This window comes from Acinetobacter sp. ANC 4973, assembly GCF_002135275.1.
GTDB classification, from domain to species: Bacteria; Pseudomonadota; Gammaproteobacteria; order Pseudomonadales; family Moraxellaceae; genus Acinetobacter; species Acinetobacter kyonggiensis.
This window is the reverse complement of sequence record NZ_NEGM01000004.1, coordinates 26998-49424: the sequence shown is the minus strand read 5'-3', so window position 1 is coordinate 49424 and position 22427 is coordinate 26998. Positions and strand designations below refer to the sequence as shown.

General features: G+C 40.4%; 25 protein-coding genes. 19 read left to right on the top strand and 6 right to left on the bottom strand.

The window, feature by feature from the left end:
- Window positions 1-9: 9 nt before the first annotated feature.
- From rplF to B9T30_RS06150, 14 genes are all read left to right on the top strand, one after another.
- Entirely contained in the window at window positions 10-543 is a 534-nt protein-coding gene (gene rplF / locus B9T30_RS06215; protein WP_004650474.1) for a 50S ribosomal protein L6, read from the top strand.
- A 14-nt stretch (window positions 544-557) separates the two neighbouring features.
- Window positions 558-908: a 50S ribosomal protein L18 gene (gene rplR / locus B9T30_RS06210; protein ID WP_086184234.1), complete on the top strand. Its 351-nt coding sequence runs from the start codon at window positions 558-560 to the stop codon at window positions 906-908.
- Window positions 909-910: 2 nt separating this feature from the next.
- The gene (gene rpsE, locus B9T30_RS06205; protein WP_086164633.1) at window positions 911-1408 is read left to right on the top strand and encodes a 30S ribosomal protein S5; all 498 of its coding nucleotides are present in this window, start codon (window positions 911-913) and stop codon (window positions 1406-1408) included.
- A gap of 6 nt (window positions 1409-1414) precedes the next feature.
- Window positions 1415-1591, top strand: coding sequence for a 50S ribosomal protein L30 (rpmD, locus tag B9T30_RS06200; RefSeq protein ID WP_034682838.1), 177 nt, complete (start codon window positions 1415-1417; stop codon window positions 1589-1591).
- 3 nt (window positions 1592-1594) lie between these two features.
- Complete coding sequence (gene rplO, locus B9T30_RS06195; RefSeq protein ID WP_004650469.1) at window positions 1595-2035, top strand: 50S ribosomal protein L15; 441 nt, start codon at window positions 1595-1597, stop codon at window positions 2033-2035.
- Window positions 2036-2080: 45 nt separating this feature from the next.
- Window positions 2081-3400: a preprotein translocase subunit SecY gene (secY, locus tag B9T30_RS06190; protein WP_171264134.1), complete on the top strand. Its 1320-nt coding sequence runs from the start codon at window positions 2081-2083 to the stop codon at window positions 3398-3400.
- Between the two features lie 19 nt (window positions 3401-3419).
- Window positions 3420-3536: a 50S ribosomal protein L36 gene (gene rpmJ, locus B9T30_RS06185; protein ID WP_000867907.1), complete on the top strand. Its 117-nt coding sequence runs from the start codon at window positions 3420-3422 to the stop codon at window positions 3534-3536.
- 106 nt (window positions 3537-3642) lie between these two features.
- On the top strand, window positions 3643-3999 hold the full coding sequence (gene rpsM, locus B9T30_RS06180) for a 30S ribosomal protein S13 (protein ID WP_004650467.1): 357 nt from the start codon (window positions 3643-3645) through the stop codon (window positions 3997-3999).
- Between the two features lie 19 nt (window positions 4000-4018).
- Complete coding sequence (gene rpsK, locus B9T30_RS06175) at window positions 4019-4405, top strand: 30S ribosomal protein S11 (protein ID WP_004281491.1); 387 nt, start codon at window positions 4019-4021, stop codon at window positions 4403-4405.
- A 12-nt stretch (window positions 4406-4417) separates the two neighbouring features.
- Window positions 4418-5041 carry a 30S ribosomal protein S4 gene (gene rpsD / locus B9T30_RS06170; protein ID WP_086184232.1) on the top strand — a complete coding sequence of 208 codons (624 nt, stop codon included), beginning with the start codon at window positions 4418-4420 and terminating at the stop codon, window positions 5039-5041.
- A 17-nt stretch (window positions 5042-5058) separates the two neighbouring features.
- Complete coding sequence (locus B9T30_RS06165; RefSeq protein ID WP_004650465.1) at window positions 5059-6066, top strand: DNA-directed RNA polymerase subunit alpha; 1008 nt, start codon at window positions 5059-5061, stop codon at window positions 6064-6066.
- A gap of 18 nt (window positions 6067-6084) precedes the next feature.
- Window positions 6085-6450 (top strand): 50S ribosomal protein L17, encoded by a 366-nt coding sequence (rplQ, locus tag B9T30_RS06160; protein WP_004650463.1) that lies wholly within the window; start codon window positions 6085-6087, stop codon window positions 6448-6450.
- Window positions 6451-6645: 195 nt separating this feature from the next.
- Window positions 6646-8136: a flavin-containing monooxygenase gene (locus B9T30_RS06155; RefSeq protein ID WP_086184231.1), complete on the top strand. Its 1491-nt coding sequence runs from the start codon at window positions 6646-6648 to the stop codon at window positions 8134-8136.
- Window positions 8137-8307: 171 nt separating this feature from the next.
- Entirely contained in the window at window positions 8308-9096 is a 789-nt protein-coding gene (locus tag B9T30_RS06150; protein WP_086184230.1) for an alpha/beta fold hydrolase, read from the top strand.
- A gap of 66 nt (window positions 9097-9162) precedes the next feature.
- On the opposite strand, the gene B9T30_RS06145 is transcribed toward B9T30_RS06150, so the two are convergent.
- Window positions 9163-10335, bottom strand: a complete 1173-nt coding sequence (locus B9T30_RS06145) for an acyl-CoA dehydrogenase family protein (protein WP_086184229.1) — start codon at window positions 10333-10335, stop codon at window positions 9163-9165.
- A 187-nt stretch (window positions 10336-10522) separates the two neighbouring features.
- On the opposite strand from B9T30_RS06145, the gene B9T30_RS06140 reads away from it, so the two are divergent.
- From B9T30_RS06140 to B9T30_RS06115, 5 genes are all read left to right on the top strand, one after another.
- Window positions 10523-10780, top strand: a complete 258-nt coding sequence (locus B9T30_RS06140; RefSeq protein WP_086184228.1) for a succinate dehydrogenase assembly factor 2 — start codon at window positions 10523-10525, stop codon at window positions 10778-10780.
- Window positions 10773-11159 (top strand): hypothetical protein, encoded by a 387-nt coding sequence (locus tag B9T30_RS06135; protein WP_086184227.1) that lies wholly within the window; start codon window positions 10773-10775, stop codon window positions 11157-11159. The genes B9T30_RS06140 and B9T30_RS06135 overlap by 8 nt, the downstream gene beginning before the upstream one ends.
- 517 nt (window positions 11160-11676) lie before the next feature.
- On the top strand, window positions 11677-12723 hold the full coding sequence (locus B9T30_RS06125; protein ID WP_086184225.1) for a hypothetical protein: 1047 nt from the start codon (window positions 11677-11679) through the stop codon (window positions 12721-12723).
- Window positions 12724-12816: 93 nt separating this feature from the next.
- Complete coding sequence (gene rrtA / locus B9T30_RS06120) at window positions 12817-13398, top strand: rhombosortase (RefSeq protein WP_086184224.1); 582 nt, start codon at window positions 12817-12819, stop codon at window positions 13396-13398.
- A gap of 171 nt (window positions 13399-13569) precedes the next feature.
- The gene (locus B9T30_RS06115) at window positions 13570-15861 is read left to right on the top strand and encodes a TRAP transporter large permease subunit (RefSeq protein ID WP_086184223.1); all 2292 of its coding nucleotides are present in this window, start codon (window positions 13570-13572) and stop codon (window positions 15859-15861) included.
- A gap of 394 nt (window positions 15862-16255) precedes the next feature.
- Here the strand turns inward: B9T30_RS06115 and B9T30_RS06110 are convergent, their stop codons facing one another.
- The 5 genes from B9T30_RS06110 to rnr all read right to left on the bottom strand — a co-directional run bounded on the left by B9T30_RS06110 (window position 16256) and on the right by rnr (window position 22178).
- Window positions 16256-16693 carry a hypothetical protein gene (locus tag B9T30_RS06110; protein WP_086184222.1) on the bottom strand — a complete coding sequence of 146 codons (438 nt, stop codon included), beginning with the start codon at window positions 16691-16693 and terminating at the stop codon, window positions 16256-16258.
- 10 nt (window positions 16694-16703) lie between these two features.
- Window positions 16704-16916, bottom strand: coding sequence for a YheV family putative zinc ribbon protein (locus tag B9T30_RS06105; protein WP_171259197.1), 213 nt, complete (start codon window positions 16914-16916; stop codon window positions 16704-16706).
- Window positions 16917-16957: 41 nt separating this feature from the next.
- On the bottom strand, window positions 16958-19015 hold the full coding sequence (locus B9T30_RS06100; protein WP_171264129.1) for a M3 family metallopeptidase: 2058 nt from the start codon (window positions 19013-19015) through the stop codon (window positions 16958-16960).
- A gap of 63 nt (window positions 19016-19078) precedes the next feature.
- Window positions 19079-19666 carry a hypothetical protein gene (locus B9T30_RS16325; RefSeq protein WP_143223196.1) on the bottom strand — a complete coding sequence of 196 codons (588 nt, stop codon included), beginning with the start codon at window positions 19664-19666 and terminating at the stop codon, window positions 19079-19081.
- A gap of 73 nt (window positions 19667-19739) precedes the next feature.
- Window positions 19740-22178, bottom strand: coding sequence for a ribonuclease R (rnr, locus tag B9T30_RS06090; protein WP_205666509.1), 2439 nt, complete (start codon window positions 22176-22178; stop codon window positions 19740-19742).
- Window positions 22179-22427: the final 249 nt, after the last annotated feature.

Genomic DNA, 22427 nt, shown 5'->3' with positions numbered 1-22427 from the left:
TGATTCCTCATGTCTCGTGTGGCTAAAGCCCCAGTAACTGTACCTAACGGTGTGACAGTTACTCAGAACGGCCGGCAGGTCGAAGTGAAAGGCACAAAAGGTACTTTGTCTTTCAACCTGCATGCGCTGGTCGAGCTTAAACAGGAAGAAGGTAATCTTCAAGTTGCTCCAGTTAAAGAGTCGAAAGACGCTTGGATGCAAGCTGGTACTGCTCGCGCTGTTCTTAACAACCTTGTAAAGGGTGTTAGTGAAGGCTTCGAACGTAAGTTACAATTAATCGGTGTTGGTTATAAAGCTGCGGTTAAAGGTGATGTTGTTCACCTTAACCTTGGTTATTCACACCCTATCGATTATAAACTTCCTGAAGGTGTAACTGCTGAAACTCCAACTGCTACTGAAATCATTTTGAAATCAGCAAGCAAACATATGTTGGGTCAAGTAGCTGCAGATATCCGTTCATATCGTGAACCTGAACCTTATAAAGGTAAAGGTGTTCGTTATTCGGATGAAGTTGTTCTTCGTAAAGAAGCTAAGAAGAAATAAGGCGCGAGGTTCTTATGAACGAAAAGAAACAATCCCGTTTGCGTCGTGCGAAAAGCACACGCTTGCACATTCGTGCATTGGGTGCGACTCGCTTGTGTGTAAACCGCACTCCGCGTCACATCTATGCGCAAGTTATTTCAGCAGATGGTGGCAAAGTTTTAGCGCAAGCTTCAACTTTAGATGCTACTTTACGTGCTGGCACAACTGGTAACGTTGAAGCAGCTCAAAAAGTAGGTGCTTTAATCGCAGAACGTGCTAAAGCAGCTGGTGTATCAAAAGTTGCATTTGACCGTTCTGGTTTTAAATATCATGGTCGTATCAAAGCCTTGGCTGATGCTGCTCGTGAAAACGGCTTGGAGTTCTAATCATGGCTAAAGTTGAACAAAACGAAGGTCTTGTTGAAAAGCTGGTTGCCGTTGATCGTGTAGCCAAAGTTGTTAAGGGTGGTCGTATCTTCTCTTTCACAGCATTAACTGTTGTGGGTGATGGTAATGGTCGCGTAGGTTTTGGTCGTGGTAAAGCACGTGAAGTTCCAGCTGCTATTTCTAAAGCACTTGAAGCTGCACGTCGCAACATGATTACTGTTGATCTTGTTAACGGTACTGTACAACATCCTATTAATGCTCGTCACGGTGCAAGCCGCGTTTACATGCAACCTGCTTCTGAAGGTACTGGTGTAATTGCTGGTGGTGCTATGCGTGCAGTTCTAGAAGCTGTTGGCGTACATAACGTATTGACAAAATGCTATGGTTCTACAAATGCTGCTAACGTAGTTAACGCAACTTTCAAAGGTTTGCGTGATATGACTTCTCCTGAGAAAGTCGCTGCGAAACGTGGTCTTACTGTTGAACAAATTCAAGGGTAATCAATCATGAAAACGATTAAAGTTACCCAGACTAAATCTTCATCGCATCGCTTGAAAAATCACAAGCTTAGCCTTCAAGGTTTAGGTCTGCGTCGTATTGGTCATACTGTAGAAGTGCAAGATACGCCTTCTAACCGCGGCATGATCAACCAAGTCTACTATATGGTTAGTGTAGAGGAATAAGCCATGACTCTGCGTTTAAATACTATTGCACCTGCAGAAGGTGCTAAGCGTGACAACCTTCGTCTAGGCCGTGGTATCGGTTCTGGCGTTGGTAAGACCGGTGGCCGTGGTGTCAAAGGTCAGAATTCACGTAAGAGCGGTGGTACACGTCCAGGATTTGAAGGTGGTCAAACTGCGTTATATCGTCGTTTGCCTAAATTCGGTTTTACTAGCCAACTCGCTTTAAAAACTGCTGAAGTACGTTTATCTGAGCTTGCTAAAGTTGAAGGTGATATTATTTCACTTGAAACTTTAAAAGCAGCGAATGTTGTACGTAGAGATATGACTCGTGCTCGTATCGTACTTTCTGGTGATATTACTCGTGCATTCACTATTCAAGGTGTTGCATTGACTAAAGGCGCTAAAGCTGCTGTTGAAGCTGCTGGCGGCAAAGTCGAGGAGTAATCGCTAGTGTCTATGTCTCCTAGTTCTTCAGGTCATGTGAACATGATGAAAGGTCAACCGTTTCATGTGAAATATCGTGAAATTATTCGCCGAATGATGTTTCTTGTCGGTGCATTGATGGTCTTTCGACTAGGAGCACATATTCCAGTACCAGGCATTAATAGTGCTGCACTTGAAAATCTTTTTAATGCAAACCAAGGTACGATCCTTGGTTTGTTTAACATGTTTTCAGGTGGTGCATTAGAGCGGATGTCAATTCTTGCTTTAGGGATCATGCCATACATTTCTGCCTCAATTATTGTGCAGTTAATGTCTACGGTTGTTCCTTCGCTGGAAGCTTTAAAAAAAGAAGGCGAACAAGGTAAGCGTAAGATTAATCAATATACGCGACAGGGAACACTGTTTCTTGCGCTTGTGCAGTCTGTAGGGATGTGTGCTGGGCTTATTAGTCAGGGTATTACCTTGACAGAAGGTTTGGCTTTTTATATCCCTGCTGTGACTTCGCTGGTTGCAGGTACAATGTTCTTAATGTGGTTAGGTGAGCAAATTACTGAACGCGGAGTAGGGAATGGTATATCCATGATCATCTTTGCAGGTATTGTTGCAGGATTGCCAAATTTAATTATGCAATCTTTCTCATCAGTAGATAATGGTCAAACAAGCCTGATTGGCTTGGTTGTTTTTGGTCTGTTGTCTATCGGTGTTTTAGCAGCTATTGTGTTTATTGAAAAAGCACAACGTCGTATACCAGTCAATTACGCTCAAAAACAACAAGGTCGTCGTGTATTTACTGCACAGCAGACACATTTGCCATTAAAAATTAATATGGCAGGTGTTATCCCAGCAATTTTTGCAAGTTCATTGCTTTTGTTCCCTGCGAGCTTAGGGCAATGGGTGGGTAGTGCTGATCCTAGTGCAAATATTATCAAACGTAGCCTACAAGATTTGGCACTCGTATTGTCGCCTGGACAGCCGTTGTATTTGGTGCTCTTTGGTGCGTTAATTATCTTTTTCTGTTACTTCTATACGGCGCTAGTGTTTAGCCCGAAAGAAGTTTCAGAGAACTTGAAACGCAGCGGAGCTTATGTGCCTGGTATTCGTCCAGGTGAGCAAACTGCTCGTTACTTAGATCATATTCTCAATCGTTTGACCTTTATTGGCGCGATTTATATCACAGTGATTTGTTTAATGCCGATGGTATTACAGAGCTCATTTGGTATTCCATTCTCTTTGGGTGGTACCTCTTTGCTCATCGTTGTGGTGGTCGTGATGGACTTTATGGCTCAGCTTCAAGCACATCTCACCTCGCACCAGTATGATAATCAAACGTTAATGAGAAAAACGACTGCTCATCCTAAGGGATAAGCGCACTTGAGGTTTCATCATGAAAGTACAAGCTTCTGTAAAAAAAATTTGTGGTAGCTGTAAAGTTATCCGTCGTAATGGGGTTATCCGCGTGATTTGTAGCGCTGAACCTCGTCATAAGCAGCGTCAAGGTTAATCTAATCAAGACCTGTTGATTTCAGTAGGTGAATTGGGTTAATATCCGCCCCTCAAGGTTTTTGTCGGGCGGTTGATTATCTCTACTGCCTTTTTGGAGAAAGTGAATGGCTCGTATTGCCGGTGTAAACATTCCGGATAACAAGCATGCTGTTATCTCCCTCACGTATATCTTTGGTATCGGTCGCCATACTGCTAAGAACATCTTAGCTGCTGTTGGTATCGCTACGACTACTAAGATCCGTGAATTGGATGATGCTCAACTTGATGCGATTCGTGCAGAAATTACTAAGGTTCCGACCGAAGGTGATTTACGTCGCGAAATTTCCATGAACATTAAACGTTTAATGGATTTAGGCTGCTATCGTGGTCTTCGTCATCGTCGCAGCTTGCCTGTCCGTGGACAACGCACCAAAACTAACGCACGTACCCGTAAAGGTCCGCGCAAACCTATTAAGAAATAAGATTTCTGGAAGCTAAAAGATGGCTAAAGATACTCGCGCACGCAAGAAGGTCACCCGTACCGTCTCTGAAGGTGTTGCACACATTCACGCTTCTTTTAATAACACCATTGTGACTATTACCGATCGTCAAGGTAATGCACTGGCTTGGGCTACCTCTGGTGGACAAGGCTTCCGTGGATCACGTAAATCAACTCCGTTTGCTGCTCAAGTAGCTGCTGAAGTTGCTGGTAAAGCTGCTTTAGACTACGGTTTGAAAAACTTGGACGTCCTTGTAAAAGGTCCTGGTCCTGGTCGTGAATCTGCGGTTCGTGCTTTAGGTGCAGTGGGTTATAAAATTAACAGCATTACCGATGTGACGCCAATCCCGCACAACGGTTGCCGTCCACCTAAAAAACGTCGCGTCTAAGGAGAAACATTCATGGCTCGTTATATTGGTCCAAAATGCAAACTCTCTCGCCGCGAAGGGACAGACCTGCAACTTAAATCAGGCGTTAAACCGTTTGACGTTAAGACTAAAAAACATGCTAAAGCTCCTGGCCAACATGGTCAGAGCCGTGCAAAACAATCTGAGTACTCACTACAATTACGTGAAAAACAAAAAGTACGTCGTATGTACGGTGTGTTAGAACGTCAATTTAGTAATTACTATAAAGAAGCTGCTCGTGTTAAAGGCGCAACAGGTGAAAACTTGTTGAAATTGCTTGAAAGCCGTCTTGATAACGTAGTTTATCGCATGGGTTTTGGTTCTACACGTGCAGAAGCTCGTCAGCTTGTATCTCACCGCAGCATTACTTTGAATGGTCGTCGTGTTAACATCGCGTCTATCCAAGTTAAAGCGGGTGATGTAATCGCAGTTCACGAAGGTGCTAAACAACAATTACGTATTAAAGGCGCAATTGAATTGGCTGCTCAACGTGGCATCCCTTCTTGGATGGAAATTGACCATTCTAAATTGGAAGGTACGTTTAAAGCTGCACCGGATCGTTCTGATTTACCTGCTGAAATCAACGAAAGCTTGATTGTAGAATTGTATTCTAAATAATCCTTGAGGTAGCAATAATGACGCGTACTGCAAATGAGTTTCTAACTCCGCAAGCGATTAAGGTCGAAGCGGCTAGCGGGACCTCGGCAAAAGTGATTCTAGAACCATTAGAGCGTGGCTTTGGTCATACTCTGGGTAATGCTTTACGTCGTATCCTTCTTTCTTCTTTACCTGGCGCTGCTGTGGTTGAAGTTGAAATTGAAGGGGTCGAGCATGAGTACAGTACCTTAGAAGGCTTGCAGCAGGACATCGTCGAGCTCTTGCTGAACCTAAAAGGATTGTCGATTAAGCTGTTCGATCAAAACGAAGCATATTTAACATTAGAAAAACAAGGTCCTGGCGATGTAACTGCTGCTGATCTTCGTTTACCTCATAATGTTGAAGTGGTAAACCCTGAGCATTTGATTGGCACTTTAAGTGCTTCAGGCTCATTAAAAATGCGCCTGAAAGTTTCTCAAGGCCGTGGTTATGAGACTTCTGACTCACGTTTCCCAGAAGGCGAAACTCGCCCAGTGGGTCGTTTACAGTTAGATGCTTCTTATAGCCCGATCAAACGTGTTTCTTACACCGTTGAAAATGCGCGTGTTGAACAACGTACTGACCTTGATAAATTGATCATTGATCTTGAAACCAACGGTACAGTTGATCCAGAAGAAGCAATCCGCAAAGCGGCAACAATCTTGCAACAACAAATTGCAATTTTTGTTGATCTTCAGAAAGATCAAGCTCCTGTTGCTCAAGAACCTCGCGAAGAAGTGGATCCAATCTTGCTTCGTCCAGTAGATGATCTAGAGCTTACTGTTCGTTCTGCTAACTGTTTGAAAGCAGAAAATATTTACTACATCGGTGACTTGGTTCAACGTACTGAAGTTGAGTTGTTAAAAACTCCTAACTTAGGTAAGAAATCGTTAACTGAAATCAAAGATGTTCTGGCTTCAAAAGGCTTACAACTCGGCATGCGTTTAGAAAACTGGCCACCAGCTAGTTTACGTATGGACGATCGTTTTGCCTATCGTAGCCGTTAATTAAGTAGGACTATCACCATGCGTCATCGTAATAGTGGTGTGAAATTAGGCCGTACAAGCAGTCATCGTAAAGCGATGTTCCAAAACATGGCTAACTCTTTGTTTGAGCACGAGTTGATTAAAACAACTGTGCCTAAAGCGAAAGAGTTACGTCGTGTAGCTGAGCCTTTAATCACTTTAGCTAAAAACGATACTGTTGCAAACCGTCGTTTAGCGTTTGCTCGTACTCGTTCAGCAGTAACTGTTGGTAAATTATTTACCGTTCTTGGCCCTCGTTACAAAGAACGTAATGGCGGTTATCTACGTGTTCTTAAAGCGGGCTTCCGTGCAGGTGATGCTGCGCCGATGGCTTACGTTGAGCTAGTAGATCGCGAAGTTAAATAATTTCGCCAGAAGAACTTCAGTTGTTCGAAAAAAGACCAGTGTTTCACTGGTCTTTTTTTATGTCTGCTTGTTCGACAATTTATCATTTTGTCCTGAAGTGATATGTTTTTTGTCCGAATTGTTTAAACTTGACATTGAGTATTGTCAGATTTGTGGTTTAATAAAATAAAGTTTAAATCAGGCTATAAAAACAACATGGAAAAGCATATTGATATTTTGATTGTCGGCGCAGGTATTTCAGGTATTGGGCTGGCTGTACATCTTTCGAAGCATTGCCCACAACGTCAATTTGATATTATCGAACGTCGTGAAAGTTTTGGTGGGACTTGGGATTTCTTTAAATATCCAGGTATTCGTTCTGATTCTGATATGTCAACTTTTGGCTTTAATTTTAAACCTTGGCAAAAAGCCAATGTTCTTGCCGATGGGGCTTCAATTAAATGCTATCTTTCAGAAGTATTGGATGAATATAAACTAAAAGAGAAAATCCATTTTCAACATCGTGTACTGGCGGCAAATTATGATTCAACGCAAAAAAAATGGCGTGTTGAAATTGAAGATTCGAATCAGAAAAAACACACTTGGATTGCAAATTTTGTTCTAGGTTGTACTGGATATTATAACTATGATCAGGGTTTTCAACCGAATTTTCCAAATCAACAAACATTTAAAGGGCAATTGATTCATCCGCAATTTTGGCCTGATCATTTAGAGTATGCAGGTAAAAAAGTGGTGATTATTGGTAGTGGCGCAACTGCGATTACTTTGGTTCCAGCTTTGGCGAAGGGCGGTGCAGAACATGTCACTATGCTGCAACGTTCACCGACCTATATTGCTTCAGTGCCATCTATTGATTTTATTTATGACAAGATGCGCAAAGTATTGCCCGAAGATCTCGCTTATAAACTCACTCGCGCTCGTAATATTGGTATGCAACGTGGCATTTATGCACTTGCACAGAAACAACCTAAGTTATTACGTAAATTGCTGCTGAAATCGATTGAAATGCAACTGAAGGGTAAAGTCGATATGAAACACTTTACTCCTGCATATAATCCATGGGATCAACGCCTTTGTGTGGTGCCAGATGGTGATTTATTTAAAATTTTACGCTCAGGTAAAGCCAGTATTGAAACAGATCAAATTGAGCAGTTTACTGAAAAGGGTATTCAGTTGAAATCTGGTCAACATCTGGATGCAGACATTATTGTCTCTGCGACAGGTTTAGAGATTCAAATTCTAGGAGGGATTAAAGCGACGATTGATGGTAAACCGATGAATACATCTAAGCATATGTTATATCAAGGAATTATGGTAAGTGATGTACCGAATATGGCGATGATTATTGGTTATATTAATGCCTCTTGGACGCTGAAAGTGGATATCGCTGCTGAATATATTTGTCGTATGATCAATTATATGGATAAAAATGGCTATGATGAAGTCATTGCTCAAGGTGATCAAACTGAATTGATGGAAGATACCGTGATGGGGAGTTTGTCTTCGGGGTATATTGCACGCGCAGTGGATGTCATGCCAAAACAAGGTAAGCATGCACCGTGGAATGTAACCAATAATTATCTAGCCGATCGTAAAGTTTTAAAAAATGCGAGGTTTGATGATGGTGTGCTTAAATTTGAGAAACGTACACGACAAGATTCGCATAAACCGAAATTAGTATCGTAAAAATTATTTATTCTAAAAAGGGCTGCGGCTCTTTTTTTTGTTTTTAGCTTCTGCATTTAAATAATATAAAATTTTTGAAAAGTGGATGATAAGGTCAAAATAAAATGCTTTAGGCCTCATTTTAATATGGTAAAAATAAAGTATAGTTTATGAACAATAGTATTCAATGGTATGGAAATTAAAGAACAATATTTAGAGCTTGAACAAGGTCAAATATTTATTAAACAATGGAAATTTGACCGTATAGATGCTTGTCAGAAATCCCCCATTATTCTATTTCACGAGTCTTTAGGCTGTGTTGCCTTATGGAGAGATTTTCCAGAAAAGTTGGCTTTGCGAACTGGCCGTGATGTGATTGCTTATGATCGTTTAGGCTTTGGTCAATCTTCAATTCAATTAAAACCACTTGAGCTTGATTTCGTCACCGAAGAAGGGAAAAAGATACTTCCTCAGATATTAAGTCATTTAGCACTCAATGATTTTGTGGTGATGGGGCATAGTGTTGGCGGGGGAATGGCAACAATTTGTGCTGCTTTATATCCAGAACATTGCAAAGCGGTTATTACTGAATCTGCACAATCGGTGGTTGAGAAGATTACTTTAGAGGGTATACAGAAAGCTAAAATTTCTTTTAATGATGAAAAATTATTTAATCGCTTGGCTAAATACCATGCAGATAAAACGCAATGGGTGCTAGATGCTTGGACTGAAACATGGTTGTCACCTCAATTTGTAACATGGAACTTAGATTATTTTTTAAGTAAGGTGCAATGCCCACTTTTAGCAATACATGGGGAATTAGATGAATATGCAAGTATTGCTCAGCCAAAACGGTTTGTCGAATTAACTCAGGGTATAAATGAACTTTGTATGATTGAAGACTGTGGTCATTTTCCACATCAGCAAAAACCAAGTGAAGTTTTAGCCAGTATTGAAAAGTTTTTAAAAAATATAGAATAAAAAATGAAATACAACAAAAAAATAAAAATGGGACAATGATCCCATTTTAGGATCTACTGAGTCATTTTAGAGAGTGCGAGAAATCAGTTCTTTCATAATTTCATTGGTTCCTGCATAGATACGATTTGCACGGTTATCAATATAAGCACGGGCAATTGGATATTCCATCATATAGCCATAGCCGCCATGTAATTGCAGGCACTCATCGACCACTTTAGAGAACATCTCAGAAATTTTATATTTCGCAGCAGCGGCAGCATCAATGCCAAGTTTATCTTCTAACTGTAATTCCATACAGCGATCTAAATAGGCACGGCTAAAATCAATTTCTGTGCGTAATTCAGCCAATTTAAAACGGGTATTTTGAAAAGCGCTAATGGGTTTGCCAAAAGCTTTACGCTCCTTGGTATATTGCACCGTATGAGCGAAAGCAGCTTCAGCGCCTGCTTGACAGATGATGGCAACCAACATGCGTTCCCATGCCAATTCTTTCATCAGCATCATAAAGCCCATGCCTTCCATCCCGAGTAAATTTTCTTTCGGTACACGGACATTGTCAAAGAACAATTCACAGGTATCTTGTCCTTTCATGCCAATTTTATTGAGGGGTTTTCCTTTGCTAAAACCTACTCGATCTGCTTCAACAATAAGCAGCGATAAATTGGCTGAACCTTTGTCACTACTGCCCGTTTTACACACCACAATGACCATATCGCATAAATAGCCATTGGTAATGAAAATTTTAGAGCCATTAATGACATAGTCATCACCTTCTAACACAGCCGTGGTTCGAACCGCTTGTAAGTCTGAACCTGTACCTGGCTCGGTCATGGCAATCGCTGTTACAGTTTCACCACTTGCCATTTTTGGTAGCCAATAGTTTTTTTGTGCTTCATTGCCAAAGTTATTTAAATAGTTGGCGACAATGTCTGAATGTAAGGAAAAACCAGTGGATGAATCCATCGCATAAGCTTGTTCTTCAATCAAAATCATGCTGTAAAGTCGGTCAACGCCTGATCCACCATAGGTTTCAGGCATCGTTGCACAGAGTAATCCCATGGCACCGGCTTTATTCCATAAGTCACGATCAACATGTTGTTGTTGTTCATATTTTTCAGTGTTTGGAACTACTTCTTTTGCATAAAATTTGCGCACGCTTTCACGGAATGCTTCATGTTCTGCTGTGAATAAATGACGTGGCAACATATTGGCTATTGGTCGAATCGCACCTGACTGCATTTTTATTGTATCCATCTACGAGGTTATTGTTCTATAGAAAGTAGAAGATAGCGGCTGAGGTGGCAATGTGACGAATGCTCAAATATTTGGATAAGATGATGAATTTGGTCAATTGCAGTAAATGGTTCGAAACATGAGCTAATGATAGGGTAAACTAGCAAAAATTTGCACACCATTGGGGGAAATTATGAGTGAAGAAATGAGCTTGGAAGAGCGCAAAGTTATTTATCGTGCTCGTCGTGGTTTAAAAGAAATTGATGTTTATTTTGACCCATATGTAAAACAATATTATTTGCAGGCAGATACAGCAGAAAAAGAAACTTTTGCTGAACTGGTTGCACAAGAAGATCCTGATTTACTCGATTGGTTTATGGAAGTTTCGGAACCGCCACGCCCTGAAATGAAAGCACTGATTGTGAAATTGAAACATTACGTGCATGGCTAATCGGTCTTTTCAGCTGAGACGCAGCCGCTTAGCCTTTGTATTTCAGCTGATTATTTTTACCCTTTTAATTGTACTTTTACAGCAACTCTTGTCGTTATGGTTATGGGTACTTTGCATTTTATTGGCAGTCATTGCATATGCCTATGCTTTAAAAGTGCCACAACCGATTTATTTTGAGCATTTAGCTGCACGAGAATGGTCACTTTCAAGTACTCAGTCTAAGCAGGTTAAACGCGTTTCAGTGAGTCATATGATTGATCATCAGTTGTATATTGTGGTTTATTTTCAGCATTTCCGCGAAAAACCATTACTGATTTGGATAGATCAACTGCCGCGACAACAGTGGAAAGCCTTAAAAAAATTGGCGAAATTGATTTAATTGTTAGACAATTCCACCTCTATAAAAATACATTAAAATATTAATAATCAGATATATACGTATTAAATCACCAGCTATGTAAGACAGCTTTGATATAAAAATAGCCATTATTTCAATTGTTAGACAATTTCTTCCCTTAATTTCTGACGCTAACTGTACATTAAATAGACCAACAGCAAATGAGGAAATCATCATGGTGATTCCAACTTGGATGTTTCTGGTGATCGCAATTGTTTTGGCAATTGTTATTGGACGACTCGGAACAGTGCTGAAGGATCAGTTGATAAAACATGAAAGCCAATAGGCTTTTACCCCTTGATAAGTAGCATGTGCCGAACCGTCGCAATGCTACTTTTTTTTGCCTAAATTTTTTAATTTCATTGAATATAGTCAATTTTTTGTACTTCATTTCATGGCAAAGTATCAGATTAAATTAGAGTAAATGCTCTTTTATTCAGATTTCGCATCTGATATGTTTAGTTATATGGACATAAACACAATTATAGAGGACAGGAAAATGTCGAAAGTCCAAAAAATATGCCAAGGTATGGCAATTATTACAGTTGCAAGTTCTTTATTATCAGGTTGTTCTCAAGTGGTTAAAACAGGGGCGAATGTCGCACTTGGCTTTAGTGAAAAGCATATTGTACCGCCTATTTTAGCCATGGATGATGCCGATATGGCGTGTAATTCAGGCAATGCTTTAACCCCAGCCATTATGGCAACCAAAGATATGGGCGCAGACCCAACACGTGTTGCGGTACTTTTATATGCTTCATCTGGAATTTGTGCAGAAAATCAGGCGCTTGAATCAGAACTGCGCTATTTACGTGCCTCTAAAGCAGGTCAAGTATCAGAAGCACAAGATGCCCGTATAGAACAAAAACGATGGGCGGCGATTGCTGCACAACGTCAATATGCAGGTTATCAACTGTTTGAAAATCATTGGGAAGCGAAATATAACAAAAAACTGGGTGAGGAATGCCCAAAAATGAAAAGTGATTTAGATCAAACCGTTTACTTAATGGGGATGATTAGTGGTTTACAAGCCATGACCAATGATATTAATTCAGGTGGTGCAGTGAATGTTCCCAAAGATATTGCAGCAGTGGTTGAACGTGGTATGACCTGCTTAGACAATGCAAAATTCTGGGGTGCACCCAATGCTACGCGTGCGGTGATTTGGACTTTGCTGCCAGGTGCTGGTGATGGTAAACCGGATCCTTACCAGACCTTAAAAGAGTCGGTTCAACTGGGCGAGCAAAAAGGGGTGCGTTTATCGCATGCTTTATATGCCGTGGCTGCTCAAGCCAGTGGTGATGATGCCAAAATTCGTGATGCACTAAAAAGCTTTGCTGCTTCGCGTTCAGAAGAAAAACCAGTCAATCCACAATTTAAACTCGTAGATAGCATGGCGAAGAATATGGTACAGGCTATTTCTGACCGTTATTGGACAGAACATACGGGCATTCGTACTGGTGATGATGGTATGCAACGTTTCTGGGATGAGAAAGACAATACCGCAGAATTAGATGAATTATTTAGCGAAAAGGAAGGTGCTTAATCCTAAGTTTGATTCAATAAAAATAGGGTTTTAAGGGACTAGAATGAATCGTTTAAATTTCGGATAGAAGCGTTTTAAGTAAGGGGTATGCCAATGAAAGACCCATTTCTGATGCGAAAAATTGTTTTTATTGCAATTGCGGTGTCATTTTCGGCATGCCTTCAAGTTTTTTCAGATGCATTTATTTACTGGAAAGCAGACTTGCTGCAACAGTTTTGGCGTTTATGGACAGCACATTGGGTTCATGTCGGATGGGTTCATTATTTGTTGAACATGCTGGCTTTTGCCTGTTTGCCCTTTATTTTTCCACGGGTGAAAGTGTGGCATTTTGTAGTTTTACTTTTGTTGCTGCCCCTTTTGATTAGTCTTAGTTTTTATTATGTTTTCCCCGATATTGAGGCTTATGCAGGTTTATCTGGGGTTTTGCACGGTGCATATGTCGCAGTTGCAAGTGTGCATTTATTCGATAAGAAAGAACGTAATTTCGCGGTATTGGTCTGGTTTCTTATTTTGGCTAAATTGATTTGGGAAAATACCATTGGCAGTGTTGGGACAGCGGAACTGATAGGCAGTCCCGTATTGGTTGAAGCACATTTACTGGGTGTTATTTGGGGAGTAATGATCGCAATCGTTTATATTTTATGGTGTTATTTTTATAGATGGCAAACAGATTGACATTTAAAACATAAAAGAAAATGTATATTGTCATTTTTATTCCGACCAAATTGATGCAGATTTATACACAACAATAAATAGATTGGGTAGAGAAAGGATATTTTCTATTCAAAAAGGACATTGGCATTGCTGAACCAATTGTGATGACCAAAATAAAAAATAGGAATACACATGCAAAATGATGAAAACAATAGATCCGGATTGGGTCTATTACGTTATATCTGGGTTGAGTGGATCTCAACCTTTGTTATTCTGGCTTTATTGCTGCTGACGTTGATTATTGGTACGGGTGAGATGATTCATGGCCAGTTGTTACGTATGGGGGAGCGTTTATATGGCGACCCAGCAACCAGTATGCAATATTCATTTCTACGAGCAGAACCAACAGCGCCAGATTGTGACCGCAATCCAAATATAGATGCGCAAGTACAACAGCAAATGAAAGCCAATGCCAATGATGAGTTTGCCGATATTTTTGGTACTACATCGGCTGCAGATGTTCGTGCTTCCGTGTTGGCAGCACAGCAGCAGTGTGAAGAAAAGTATCTATTTTATGATAAAGCCATTAAGCATATGCAGGCTCACCCAAGTCTGAGAATGTATCGCACGATTGAAACCTCATTCTTTGGTATTTTTAAATTCGGAAGTGAAAATCGGGCAATTTTATTGGTCTTGATGGTGGTCTTTGCTGCAATCAGTGCAACGCTAAAAACCCACCATATTGGTTTACGCAGTCCAGCAACCCGTATTGATTTTCGTGTTTATTCAATAGCTATGTTTGTTGCCAATGGTTTCTTGATGGCATCAAGTTGGAGTCAATATAATTCGATCAAAGATTCAGGTGTACCTGTTACAGGAGAAATGCATGCTATTTATTGGATGTGGATTGTTCTGTTTACTGTTTTGACCTGTATTAGTTTATTTCAACTGATTAAACCACCAAGACCTTCTAGTGATGAAGGAGGCAGTGTTGGTTTGGCTTTCCTAAGTATTCCGTTGTATGCCTATATGGCCATCATTACTGGTATTGCATTTACTTTCTTCATGGACTATCCAATGGGGCAAGGGATTTACTTGGGGCAGTTGGTTGAATTTTCTAGTATTTTTCTAAATTTGGCCTTGTTTGTCTGGGCAGGTATGTTGCTTAAGCAAACACGAATTGTCGATTTATTTTTGAATATTTTGCGTCCGTGGAATCTTGCACCTGAAACATTAACGTGGTTGATTTTGATTGCTGCGGCTTTACCGACAGCTTATACCGGTGCATCAGGTATTTTCGTAATTGCAGCAGGTGCAATTATTTATAAGGAAGTTTGGAATGCCGGGGGGCGTCGTCAGTTTGCCTTGGCAGCAACAGCAATGTCGGGTTCAATGGGGGTCGTATTACGTCCATGTTTATTAATTGTAGTGGTTGCTTCATTAAATAAAGAGGTTACAACCGATGTACTCTATCATTATGGCGTCTATGTATTCTTATTGACATCGACGTTATTTTTGATTATTTCTTTGTACTTTGCTGAGCAAAAATTCAGAATTGCATCACCTGCATTTGCTGCACCGAAATCATTACGAGCAATTTTACCGGTTTTGCCTTATATCAGTATTTTTATACTGATCTGGTTGTTTTATAAATATTTACTTTCAACAGATATGAATGAGTTTACTGCACCGGTGATGATGCCCGTGATTTTGTTGGTTATGGTGTTATTTGATAAATTACGTCATGAGCCTGCGCCGATTGCTCCAGTTGGACATTGGGATGAAACGCTGAACAATACACCCGTGGAGCAGCAGTATGCATACTCTCAAGCATCAGCAATGACAGCAGTATCTGCAATGGATGCAGCGCCAACCATGACCACAACATCTGTCATGGTTAAAGAGTCCGTAATCACTAAGCCATCCACACCTGATCAGGATGAGCCACGTCAAGTCGGTTTCTTTAAAGCCTTGCATATCTCGACCAGTGAAACAGTCGGGCATATTGGTGCATTAATCATTTTAATGGCATTGTCTGTGAGTGTGGGGGGCTTCCTTGAACGCATTGAAATTATGGAGTTCTTCCCAACGGACATTAGCAGTATCTTTATCGTGATTACACTCATTGTTGCCTTGATGATTTTTGTCGGCATGATTATGGATCCATTTGGTGCCGTAATTTTAATTTCGGCAACTGTCGCACCTGTAGCCTACCAATATGGCATTGATCCTATACATTTTTGGATGATTACTTTAATTGGTTTCGAGTTGGGCTATGTAACGCCACCAGTTGCACTGAATCATCTCTTGGCAAGACAGTCTGTTGGTGATGCAGAAGTAGCCGAAGCAGATGCTGAGGTGAGAGATCAGCCATTCTTCTACCGTTTTGAACGTTGGATTTTGCCAGTAATTGTAATGTTCCCTGCAATGTTGATTATTGCTTATGTTCCTTACATTTTTAAATTATTTGGCTGGTATCACTAAATTTTAACAGTAAAAGAAAAAGCACCTTCGGGTGCTTTTTTGATTTCATGGCGTATGAATAGCTATACTCAATATTCTTGTATTAATAAAAGACACCACCGCATAGTGGCGATGAGAAAGCATCTAAATCCGATCAAATGGTCGTGATTGAATATTGTGCTCAGAACATACAGCTTAAATATTAGAAAAAAGAAGGGTTATAGAATTTGTAAGGCTAATTTATTTTGCGGGTGCAAGTTTATAAACACATGCATAAGGATCAACTTTATTACAGCATACATATTATGATGTTAACAAAGTCCTATGCTATTTTTGATGCTTCATTCATACATCAGCTGATCGGTATATCTAGATCAGCTGATCAATCTGGGGGGAGAAAAGATCAAGCCATGCTTCAATTTGAATTTGATTTTTTCAGCTGAGCTTCAAGTAATTTAATTTGTTCTTCTTTGAGTGTAATTAAGTCATCAGCATCGGTATGTTGTGTTTTTAGCATGACTTCTTGATCATTCAATTGAGTTTGAATATCGTCAAGTTTAGCCACTTCTTCTTTGAGCAAGGATTCATTTTCTGGAACAGGTGCTTTTAGAATTTTTTCATCGACCAATTGAATGGTTTTTTCATCGATTACGGGCTCTGCTTCAGTCGGTTTTACTTCAGCAGAAGCAGCTGGTTTTGCTGGTGTTTGTAAGCTGATTGCCTCATGTTCAGGAATTGCTTCGTTCGAGGTTGAAAAAAACCATTGATAGGCCAGAAAAAGCACAATGATTGCAACTAAGCCCCCAATAATGCCCAATAAAAGTGTTGGGCTATTTCTTTGATCTAACGCCATTTATGAACCTTTATGATTTTGGTTGACGAGGTTTGAATTGAATGACACCGATTTCATCTGCAACTTCTGGCATTTGTGGTTCATCGACATGGGTAGGTCGATTTTCACTATAATCACACTCGATACATTCAATCCATTCATCGTCACCAGAGCTAAGCATGACTATTCGATCTAACGCTTCACATTTGGGACATTTAGCACCTGCGATGAAACGACGTTTAATAGTCATCTGACTTACCTTTTGATCAATTTAAGGCGCTTAGTTTAAGTGTTTTTAGAGGCATTCGTCCAACCTTGATGGCGTAATAAAGCATCTATTTTTGGCTCACGTCCACGGAAATTGATAAACGCATCAAGTGCTGTATCTTTTCCGCCAACTGCTAGAATAAATTGACGGAACTCTTTTCCAGTCTGTGTATTAAAAATGCCTTCTTTTTCAAAACGATCAAAGGCATCACTGGCTAAAACCTCCGCCCATTTATACGAGTAATAACCTGCGGCATAACCACCGGCAAAAATATGGCTAAAACTATGCTGAAAACGGTTATAGCTTGCTGTAGGTGCAACGGCATATTTTTGACGAATATCATCTAATATGGCTTGGACTTGTGCGGCATTTAAAGCTGGATTGTGCTTGTGAATAGATAAATCAAATAAGGCAAATTCAATTTGACGGAGTGTTTGCATACCGGATTGGAAGAAACGTGCATCTAGCAAAGCTTTCAGTAAAGTTTGCGGTAAGTGTTGTTTGGTTTCGATATGTTCACTAAGTAAATCTAGACTTTCATGATCCCATGTCCAAAATTCCATAAATTGACTTGGTAGCTCCACGGCATCCCAGTCGACACCGTGAGTACCCGCCACCGCAATGTGATCTACTTCGGTCAACATATGATGCAAGCCATGACCAAATTCATGGAATAAGGTGTTTACTTCATCGTGAGTGAGCAGTGCAGGTTGATCACCTACAGCAGGCGTAAAGTTGCAGACCATATAGCAAATGGGTTTTTGTATGCCATGTTCAGTTTGCATACGTGAACGGAAGCCACTCATCCATGCGCCACCACGTTTGCCACTACGTGCATACAGGTCAAAATAAAAACCACCGACCACCGTGCCTTGATCTTCTAGTTCAAAGTAATCTGTATCGGGATGCCAAACTGGGGCTTCACGCTGCACGATAGTGATCCCGTATAAACGATTTACAATACTGAATAAACCTTGCAGAATTTTTGGTGCAGGGAAGTAGGGTTTTAATGATTCTTGGGATAAATTAAATTGTTGAACCTTAAGCTTTTCGGAATAATAACCTGTATCCCACGGTTGTAAATCCAGAATCGCATCTTGTTGTGCAATGGCTTTAAGTTCAGCAATTTCTCTTTCCGCAGGCGCACGGGCATGTTCTGCGAGTTCAACTAAAAATTGCTCGACGGTTGCGACATCGGGTGCCATTTTGCTGGTCAGTGATAGCTCGGCATAATTGTTGAAACCGAGTAGCTGTGCCATTTCCTGACGTAGGCTTAGGATTTCTTCCATGATTTCGGTGTTGTCAAATTCAGTCTGTTCAGATTGATCTGATGCACGTGTGGTGTAGGCTTTATACAGTTCTTCACGCAAGGCACGGTCAGCTGCATAGGTCATAATGGCAAGATAAGAGGGAATGTCTAAAGTGGCTATGGCTTGTTCAAGTTCACGTTGCTGACCATATTGTTTAAGTAGGTCGATGCTGCTTGGTGGCAAACCTTTGAGTTGTTCTTCATTCAGCGGTTTGAAGTAGGCTTGCGTGGCATCAAGTACATGGTTGGAAAAGTCAGAAGAAAGCTGTGACAAACGTGCAGAAATTTCTGCAAAACGTTTTTTCGCTTCACCCTCTAAAGCAACCCCTGACAGTTTGAAATCACGGAGTGCCAATTTAATTGCACTTTGCTGTGCAGCAGGCAGGCTATTAAACAGTGCAGCATCATGCACCTGTTGGTAGCTTTGATACAACGCCGTGTGTTGACCAAGCGTTGTATAGTATTCGCTTAGACTGGGTAACAGTGATTGATAGAGTTCGCGGGTTTCAGCATTATTCATCACTGCATTGAGGTGTGAAAGTACCCCCCAAGCTTCACTCATATTATTTTCGAGCGTATCCACTTGTTTGAGTACTACAAGTTGTGCTTGAGTGCTTTCAGGGACTTTGGTCAAATCTGTTAAAAAGTTTTGTCCTTGCTGAATGGCTTGTTCAATCTGTTGTTTTAAATCGGCAAGTTGAATTTGATCAAATTGTGGAACCGGCAAAGTCGCCTTTTCTAAAGTCATTTCTATACGCCATTTCATTGATAAACTTAGTAGTAGATGTAGGGCTTGTGAGCAGGGAAATCAAGTTAAGATTCGGATTTATTATGTTTTGTTTGTGGTTTTTGAGTTTAATTGAACATGATCGATTGATTTAACAATCGTCCCCATTGAGCTTTGTATAACTGTGAGATGTAACATGATCTGCTGATTTTGATATTGTTGAACTTCTTTTTGGTCGATGTTGAAAATGGGTAAGTATCTATATGATGTCCGGAAAAAATAACGGGTATCACCTTTAAAAGAACTTTTTGTCACTTGAGCCTGCTGAACGACGATCTGATTTTCACCGAACATGGCGGTATAGGTCATCGGGATAATGCGAGAAAGATTCAGCCAAAAGATAAGGATAAAATTTGCTGGAAGAATCAGTAAGCAGTAGAGTTTTGGTCTTTTACGGAAATTTTTCCAATGATGCGGAATAAACCATTGTTGTTTTTTATTTAAATAGATGAAATAGACCAATATGACTATATAAAGTAATACTGAGATTGATAAGGTACAAATTTCGATGATTTTCGTTGGCGAAAAATTACTGAATAATAGAGTAGTCGTTCCACTTATCATTAAAATAAGCATGATCAGTATTAGATAATTATGATAGTGATATTTCGTGATTTGAATCGTTGGCATACATTATTATATTTTTTAGATTTTATCGATTATAAAATAAAAGAGAGCCGAAGCTCTCTTTTTTATTTCAGAATTAATCCTGCTTTATTTTAGCATTGGATTTTTTCTTTTTTGGCTTGGATTTTTTCTTCACTTTGTCCTTATCTTTGGCTTTTACATCAGATTTTGCCGAAGGCTTTTTATCTGACTTTTTCGCAACAGATGCTGATTTAGTTTTTGGCTTTTTCTTACGAATCGGCTGTTCGCCATCTTCACTCACTACGGCTTTAGCACGTGGAGTAAAAACTTCTTCTTTAGATTCACGTGCTGGTTTTGCCGCAACACGAGGAGCACGGCTGCGAATCGCACGACCGGCATGGGTCATTTGTTGCAACAATTCAAAGTCAATTTTACGATCATCGAGGTTGACTGCTGCGACTTTAATTTTGACTTCATCGCCTAAACTAAAGCTTTGACCACGGCCACGCCCAACGAGGCTTTGACTGGCTTGATCATAAACAAAGAAGTCATCGCCTAATTGGCTGACGTGAATCATGCCATCGACATAGAGGTCTTTAAGTGTCACGAACAAACCAAATTCAGCCACGGCACTAATGATACCAATGAACTCTTCACCTAAATGCTGCTGCATATAGTGACATTTTAACCATGTTGTTACAGAGCGAGAAGCTTCATCGGCACGACGTTCAGTCTGCGAGAAATGCTCGCCAGCATCATCTAAAGCAGCTCCTGACAGTGGAGATGGCTTTTGTTTTAAATGCGCTTTGATGGCACGGTGCAATAACAAGTCTGGGTAACGACGAATTGGTGAAGTGAAGTGGGTATAAGCATCATAGGCCAAACCAAAATGCCCAGCGTTGTTTGCGCCGTAGTAGGCTTGCATCATCGAACGTAATAATACGGCATGAATACTTGGCGCATCAATTCGCTCTTTGGTCGCTTCAATGACAGCTTGATAATCTTTTTGTGTTGGTTGTTCAGGGAAGGGCAGACCCAGTAACTTCACATACTCACGAACTTTTTGAATACGTGAAAATTCAGGTGGCTCATGCACACGATATAACATTGGAATGTCATTTTCTAAGGCATATTCTGCTGCTGCAACATTGGCCAACAACATACATTCTTCAATCAGCTTATGCGCTTCATTGCGTGAACGTGGCAAAATTTCTTTAATGCCGCCAAGCTCATCAAAGGTCATATAGGTTTCGACAGTTTCAAATTCCATCGCATGACGCTGCGCACGTAAACCTTTGAGCACTTGATAAAGCTGGAACAAGGTATTAATGGATTTACGCACATCACGATCTTCAGGAATCGCGGCACTGTCACCATCAAAATATTGTGCAACTTGCGTATAAGTTAAACGTGCTTTGGAATGCATGACAGAAGGATAGAATTTAAATCCAGTCACTTTACCTGCACGAGATAAATTTAGATCACACACCATACAGAGGCGATCGACATGCGGATTGAGTGAACATAATCCGTTAGACAGCGCTTCAGGCAACATGGGTAAAACAAAGTGTGGGAAATAGACCGAGGTTCCACGTTCTCTTGCTTCATTATCAAGCGGTTTGTCAGGACGCACATAATGACTCACGTCAGCAATAGCAACCACGACACGATAACCACCGCCTGGACGTTTTTCTGCATAAACAGCGTCGTCAAAGTCACGTGCATCTTCACCATCAATGGTGACCAGTGCTAAATCACGTAAATCGATGCGACCTTCACGGTCTTGCGCATTGGGTTCTTTAAACTGTTCTGCATCACGAATAACTTCTTCTGGAAATTCATATGGCAAACCAAATTCTAAAATGGTTTGCGGAATAATAATTTCAGTGTCAGCTTTGTCTGCCATAGATTGCACGATATGCCCTGTCGGCAATTCTTCACGCGTTGGGTAGTCATCAATCGCGACTCGAACAGAATCACCGACTTTAACCTGAGCATGTTCAATCAGTTCTTTTTCTAAGGTAATGGGTTGGTGAGCATTTGGATTTGCAGGCTGAATAAAGTATTCGCCATCGTATACAGCGACTTTACCAATAATCTGTTTGACACGATGTTGTACGACTTCAGTAATAAACCCCCAAGGTTTACCTTTGCGGTCCACAGAGGTTTGACGCACTTTTACGCGGTCACCATTAAAGACCAAACGCAGTTCACGTTCAGGCAATACAATATCATCATGATCGGCAATGTTGACTGAGCCTAAACCTTTTGAGTTGATATAGACCGTGCCTTCATGCGTCGGTTGATTGGTTGCAAGTTGGAATTTAAATCCATCTTTCATCAACTGACCATCGCGTACCATTGCACTTAAACGGTGACTGAGTGCTTCGATGCTTCGTTCGTCTGCAATATTGAAGTGTTCCACCAAATCTGAATGAGACTGTGGTGCTTGTAATTTTTCAATCGTTTCTGAAATTAGAATACGGCTTGGAATAGGATTGTCATAACGCTCAGCTTCAGCTTTAGCTTCAGGATCGACCCAATTTTTCATAATGTCTTTGGCTTCATGTCAGAAGATAGGATTAGCATAAGTCATGCCGCGTGATACTGCACGTAAATGATTGCAATATTGTGTTTTTAGGTCAGATTTTACCGTGATACTAAATATTTCACACGTACCACAGCTAAAAAACTGGGTAAAAGGGCAGTAAAAAGGGCTAAATTGTTCAAAAAATAGATGATTGATTAAAAAAACAAGAATTTTTTGAAATGTGACTTGAAGAAGTAGAGTTTAGTTTGTATT